The sequence below is a fragment of the Sphingomonas sp. PAMC 26621 genome, from assembly GCF_000251145.1.
Classification (GTDB): Bacteria; Pseudomonadota; Alphaproteobacteria; order Sphingomonadales; family Sphingomonadaceae; genus Sphingomonas.
The window spans coordinates 1-4,793 of the sequence record NZ_AIDW01000062.1 but is presented as its reverse complement, the minus strand read 5'-3'; the positions used below and the strand labels follow the sequence as shown (position 1 = coordinate 4,793).

Below are 4,793 nucleotides of genomic sequence, written 5' to 3'. Positions count from 1 at the left end.
GGTGCTCAATGTCATTGGCTTCGCAGATCATGTCGAAGCGCATCTGACGCGACCAGGTGGTGTTGCGGTTGCGCGGTTGCTCGGCGAACTGGATGCCGTTGTCGGTCAGGATCGTGTGAATGCGGTAGGGCACGGCTTTCAGCAGAAGTTCGAGGAACTCCCAAGCCGTCCGTCTGTCAGCCTTGTCGACGAGCTGGGTGACCGCAAACTTGCTGGTGCGGTCGATGCCGACGAACAGGTAGAGCTTGCCTTCGGCAGTCTGAACCTCGGCGATATCCATGTGAAAGAAGCCGATCGGGTAGCGCTTGAAGCGCTGTCGCTTAGGCTTGTCGCCCTCGATATCTGGCAGACGGGATATGCCGTGCCGCTGCAGGCAGCGGTGCAGGGCTGACCGCGTCAGATGCGGGATCGACGGCTGCAACGCATAGAGGCAATCGTCGAGCGGCAGGAGTGTGTGGCGTCGGAACGCCACGACCGCCGCCTCCTCGGCTTCGCTGAGAGTGGTAGAATGAGGGGCCTTCGGCCCGGTCTTTAGATCCTCGACCGTCGCCCGCTTCCGCCACTTCGCCACCGTCTTGGCGTTGATCCCAAGCTCTCGGCTCAGCGTCGAGAGCGAAGCTTGCGATCGCTGTATTGCTGCTCTGACGGCGTGCGTGGTCGTGGCGCTCCCGTGACGTACCTGTCCATATAGCTTCCTTCCATTCTAACGAAAGGATCGCGCCATCAAACCGTGGGATCAAACAGGATGTTGGGCACGGCACCCTGGCGCTCGATCAGGTCGCGGATCGCGTTGCTGTCATATGCCTTGTCCGCCAAGACGATGGTGCGCGGCGCGAGATCGTCGAGCAGGACATCGGCAGCACGGCAGTCGGCGACGTTACCGCCGGTCAGCAGGAAGCGGAGAGGGCCACCTTCGCCGTCGGTAAGGGCATGGAGCTTGCTGTTGCGACCGCCTCGACTGATCCCGATCGCTTGGACGAGCGCCCCCCTTTTCCTCCGCCCGCCGAGCGATGCGCCTTCATATGTGTGCTGTCGATCAGGACTTCGGCGGGTGGTCCATGCGTGCGGAGTTCGTGAACCAATCGGGCATGATCGCCACCACGCGGCCGTTCGGGCGGACGCGCCGGATTGCTGCGTGGAGATGTCGAAACGCGGCGAGCAAGTCCGTGCCATGGCCGATTGAGCGGGAGAATGCGAGCTCATGGCGATCAGGGTCGGGCGTGTCGACGCTGCCATCGCGCTTCCGATGGTTGCGCCGTCATGAGCCGAGACTGGCGCTCCTGGAAAACCGCCTGCAGCCGGGCGCGTCGGGCCGGGTCGATCTCGTTTAGCTGGAGCGCCGCGACGACAGGAAGCTGGGCCACCAGCAAGTCGTTCCCGGCACTCGGCTCGAGGACGATGTCCGAGGGGATAGGAGCCGCCAGCATCAGGGCGACAGCAGCCAAGTCGAGTGGTGTCGAGAACTGTTGCCATTCGATGTGCTCCTTGCTTCTCACGGTCTGCGTCGGAAGCCGATCGAGCAGCACTGCAGCTTGCAGTACGTCATCATGTGCAACGTGCTCGCGATCTGTACTGCGACTCCGCATTACAAGCGCAAGTGCAAGCTTCAGTACCTCGAAGCTCTCGCGCTGGGTCCAGCGGCCGTCGGCGTCTGAACCACCGAAGGCGGTCGTCATCGCCTCGTTGAGCAAGGCGCGCGTGATCTTGTCCTGGCCCTTAAGGCTGGGAACGAGCCGCATCGCCGCAGCGGTGCAACATGACGCACGATCGCGTGCGGCGTCGAACAGGTCGTTCATGGGGGTCTCCTGGCTCTGTGGCTGCACGACGTAGCTGACCAGACCAGTCCCCCTCGCCTCTATGCTTGGGCTCTGACGTCGGCCCAGTCGCCGAACTGTCTCGGGGGCGGCATTCGCCGGAGCTCCAAGCCACGCGGACGGTAGCTCCCACGCCTTCCGACGGGCGCGGCGTCCCTCAGGATCGTTATCCTCGGCGATGATCAACGTCCTGACCGAGTTCGGGATGTGGACGCCGTCGAGCCTCGCGGCGCCGAGCGTTGCCCAGCACGGGATGCCGTTATGCTGGGTGAACATAGTTGCCGTCTCAAAACCCTCGGCAAGCGCCAGCGTGTCCGTCACGCGCTGCCCTGCCAGCTCGCGCCAGTCGGCGTCCCCAGCGTCACCCTCTCGAGATACCCGCTGTGTTCGAGGTCGAGGAAGACCCGCTGAACGGTGCGTAGGGCTCGCCCTTCTTTGGCGGCGACGATCAGGGCGGGGGGAACAGGGTGGTGGGCTTCGGTCCCCAAGGGCATCGGGGGTGAAACCGGAAGTCGTCCGCGTCGCAGCTTGCGAAGCAGTGAACGGGAATCCCTTTATGGCCCTGCCGGACCGAGAGGCTCGGCGTCTTGTCCTGGTGGGCCGGGCAGCGGCACGTCGCGAGGTAGCCGCGCCAGGTCCCGCCCAGGGCACCTACGATATCGACTACCTGCTGCGTGGGTTTGAGGGCGACTAGGGTCATGGTGCATCCTTTCTCATGATGCACCCCGCCCCCTACCCTCCTACTGCTTGGCACCTTCAGCCCGCGCCAGAAGACGGTCGAGCGCGTCAGGGTAGGAGAGCTGCTCGCGGTCGCAATAGTCGTTGAAGCGGGTGTAGGTGGTTGGGGTGATCCTCATGGTCACCGACTTGCTCTTCGTCTCGCGCACCCTGCGGCGTCGCGCCGTCGGCGCCGACTGGTACTCGTCGGGCAGCTCCATCGGGGCAGCGCTCGGGCGCGGGGCGGGGGTAGGGCGCACCTCGGAAAGATCGAGACCGCTTGCAGCGGGCTGCCGGGCGGCGCGGCCGAACTTCTTGGGTTCTGGTGCTTCGCTCATGCTTTGACCTCGGACGTGATGATGGCAACGATCTCCCGAAGGAGACTCTGGACGTACTGCCGGGGGCGCTCGGTCCGCGCGAGGTTGTGGGCATCCAGTTCCTCCAGGGTCATTCGGTAGAGAAACATCGCGCGATAGGCGTCGCCCAGGAACAACTCTGATGAGAAGACCGGCGCCGCCTCGCGCGTCTGTTCCATGATCTCGCGCTCGGCTCGCGAGGTGATCGCGGTCGTGCGCTGGGTGAACAGGATGCGGTAGGGGAGGGGCCTCTGCCGGGCACGCTCGATGAACTCGAGCCGGTCCAGGAACTCGATCGATCGCTCAAGGTCCGCGGCCGACGCGCGCTGAGGGATGATGAGCATGTTCGCCTGTAGGGTGGCGTACATTACCTGCTCGTTGATCGCCCCTTTCACGTCGAGGATCACGAAGGGGTAATCCTGCGATGCGTCGTAAACGGCTGTCTCAAGCTGCTTTTGCGTCATCTTGTGGCCGTCCTCGACCACGATCCCATCCTTCAGCTTCCAGTCCTCATACCAGCGATACAGGGAGAGCTGGGGATCCGTGTCGATGACGTAGACCGTCTGCCCCGCCGACCTGATCTCGGAGGCTAGCGCGAGCGCAGTGGTGGACTTGCCGACCCCGCCTTTGATGGATCCTACCAGAATGACAGCCATGACGGTCCCCTTGTACTGCTAATCAGCATTACAGTGCAATGCACCTCGTATGCGTCTTTGCATCTAAGTGGCAAAGCGAGCTGCACCTTGCAAGCGCAATCGCGCTACACTGCGCGTTGCGCCGCGCTATGTAATGCGCCCTGCACTGCGGTAGCGTAAAAATGTTCCACGTTGTCAGGCCCGAAGGCGTGTGGTCCTTTGCTCGCTATGGCGATGAGGATGATCCTGAATGCGAAGACGCTGATCGGCGTTGCTGCCGGCGCAGCGGCGATCACCAGCGCTTCCGCTCAACAGGTCGAGCTGGTGCCGTTCAGAAGCGTCGACGATGGTGTCGTGATTGAAGTGGGCAAGAAACCCGTCGCGAACGAAATTCCGCCTGTTCTTCCGACCGATGCGACGCTGATCTCGACCGTCGCTTGCGAGGCAGGCGTACCCGTCGGGCTGTTTGATGCGCTCGTTGCGCAGGAGAGCCAGTATAATCCGCTGATCGTGTCGCCGAAGGTGCGGTGGGCCTCACGCAGCTGATGCCGGGCACCGCGGCTTGTCGCACGAAGCGGCGGCTGAATGGCCAGACGTCAAACCGCTTGTGCGTTCAGGTACGATGCGATGTTGCTCTACTTCGCAGCACCCATGGCGGCAGCGCGCGAGCTTACCGTCTGACCTTCGATGGCACCCGGGCAGCCACCCGACTCTTGCCTTGAAGCTGTCGTCCATACCGTAACGCGGTGGAGGGCGAGGACCAGGGGAGCGTTAGAGCAATCCCGGAACCGTCCTCACCGGCCGCGAACAGATCCTGGGTCAGCCCAACGCGCAAGCTATGAGTCGACAGCGCCGCGATCGCCGCGTCGAGCTCGCCCGCGGGCAGTTCCACTAGTCCAGCTGCTGCGGCGGCGAGCGCGATGCGCCGGTAGATCCCGGTAACGCCCTGGCGGGTGAGCGGGAGAGCGCCGACCGTATAGGTCACGAGCAACGCCGCGCCGTCCGCAGCCAACGATCCCGCTAGTTCAGAGGCACCTAGAGTGTCTTTCCGGTCGGCAGCCCCAGGCTTATGTAGGTTTTCTGTTCCGTTGCTACTCAACCCCAGAGAGCGCGACTTATACCAGGATCCGATGATCGTGACTCGGAAGGGGTTGCCCGCGGCGGCTTGGTTTGATTCAACATGGCAAACGGACAGGAGTTTGCCATGCCGATCGCACTTCGCACCGACTTCGACGCTGTCATGGTACGGTCGGCCGCTCGTAACGCGAAGG

5 protein-coding genes and 3 pseudogenes are annotated in these 4,793 nt (G+C 63.4%); 1 reads left to right on the top strand and 7 read right to left on the bottom strand.

The window, feature by feature from the left end:
* From RI03_RS21425 to RI03_RS21400, 6 genes and pseudogenes are all read right to left on the bottom strand, one after another.
* Positions 1–634, bottom strand: a 634-nt coding sequence (locus RI03_RS21425) for a DDE-type integrase/transposase/recombinase (protein WP_051007331.1), incomplete at its 3' end; no start/stop codon positions are given.
* Positions 635–744: 110 nt separating this feature from the next.
* A pseudogene (locus RI03_RS24255) lies at positions 745–1,058 on the bottom strand (transposase); the annotation flags it as partial.
* A gap of 150 nt (positions 1,059–1,208) precedes the next feature.
* Positions 1,209–1,796: a hypothetical protein gene (locus RI03_RS24250; protein ID WP_170318447.1), complete on the bottom strand. Its 588-nt coding sequence runs from the start codon at positions 1,794–1,796 to the stop codon at positions 1,209–1,211.
* Positions 1,797–2,000: 204 nt separating this feature from the next.
* A pseudogene (locus RI03_RS25295) lies at positions 2,001–2,090 on the bottom strand (DUF7146 domain-containing protein); the annotation flags it as partial.
* A gap of 464 nt (positions 2,091–2,554) precedes the next feature.
* On the bottom strand, positions 2,555–2,869 hold the full coding sequence (locus tag RI03_RS21405; RefSeq protein WP_010219847.1) for a hypothetical protein: 315 nt from the start codon (positions 2,867–2,869) through the stop codon (positions 2,555–2,557).
* Positions 2,866–3,543, bottom strand: a complete 678-nt coding sequence (locus RI03_RS21400; RefSeq protein WP_010219846.1) for a ParA family protein — start codon at positions 3,541–3,543, stop codon at positions 2,866–2,868. Before RI03_RS21400 ends, RI03_RS21405 begins: the two co-directional genes overlap by 4 nt.
* 219 nt (positions 3,544–3,762) lie before the next feature.
* Between RI03_RS21400 and RI03_RS25290 the strand changes: the two genes are divergently transcribed.
* Positions 3,763–4,068 (top strand): hypothetical protein, encoded by a 306-nt coding sequence (locus RI03_RS25290; protein ID WP_010219845.1) that lies wholly within the window; start codon positions 3,763–3,765, stop codon positions 4,066–4,068.
* Positions 4,069–4,192: 124 nt separating this feature from the next.
* Here RI03_RS25290 and RI03_RS24970 read toward each other — a convergent pair.
* A pseudogene (locus RI03_RS24970) lies at positions 4,193–4,793 on the bottom strand (hypothetical protein); the annotation flags it as partial.

Excerpts from the sequence above, each read along its gene's own strand:
- RI03_RS24250 (WP_170318447.1), bottom strand. The coding sequence starts at position 1,796 with ATGAACGACCTGTTCGACGCCGCACGCGATCGTGCGTCATGTTGCACC.
- RI03_RS21400 (WP_010219846.1), bottom strand. The coding sequence starts at position 3,543 with ATGGCTGTCATTCTGGTAGGATCCATCAAAGGCGGGGTCGGCAAGTCC.
- RI03_RS21405 (WP_010219847.1), bottom strand. The coding sequence starts at position 2,869 with ATGAGCGAAGCACCAGAACCCAAGAAGTTCGGCCGCGCCGCCCGGCAG.
- RI03_RS25290 (WP_010219845.1), top strand. The coding sequence starts at position 3,763 with ATGATCCTGAATGCGAAGACGCTGATCGGCGTTGCTGCCGGCGCAGCG.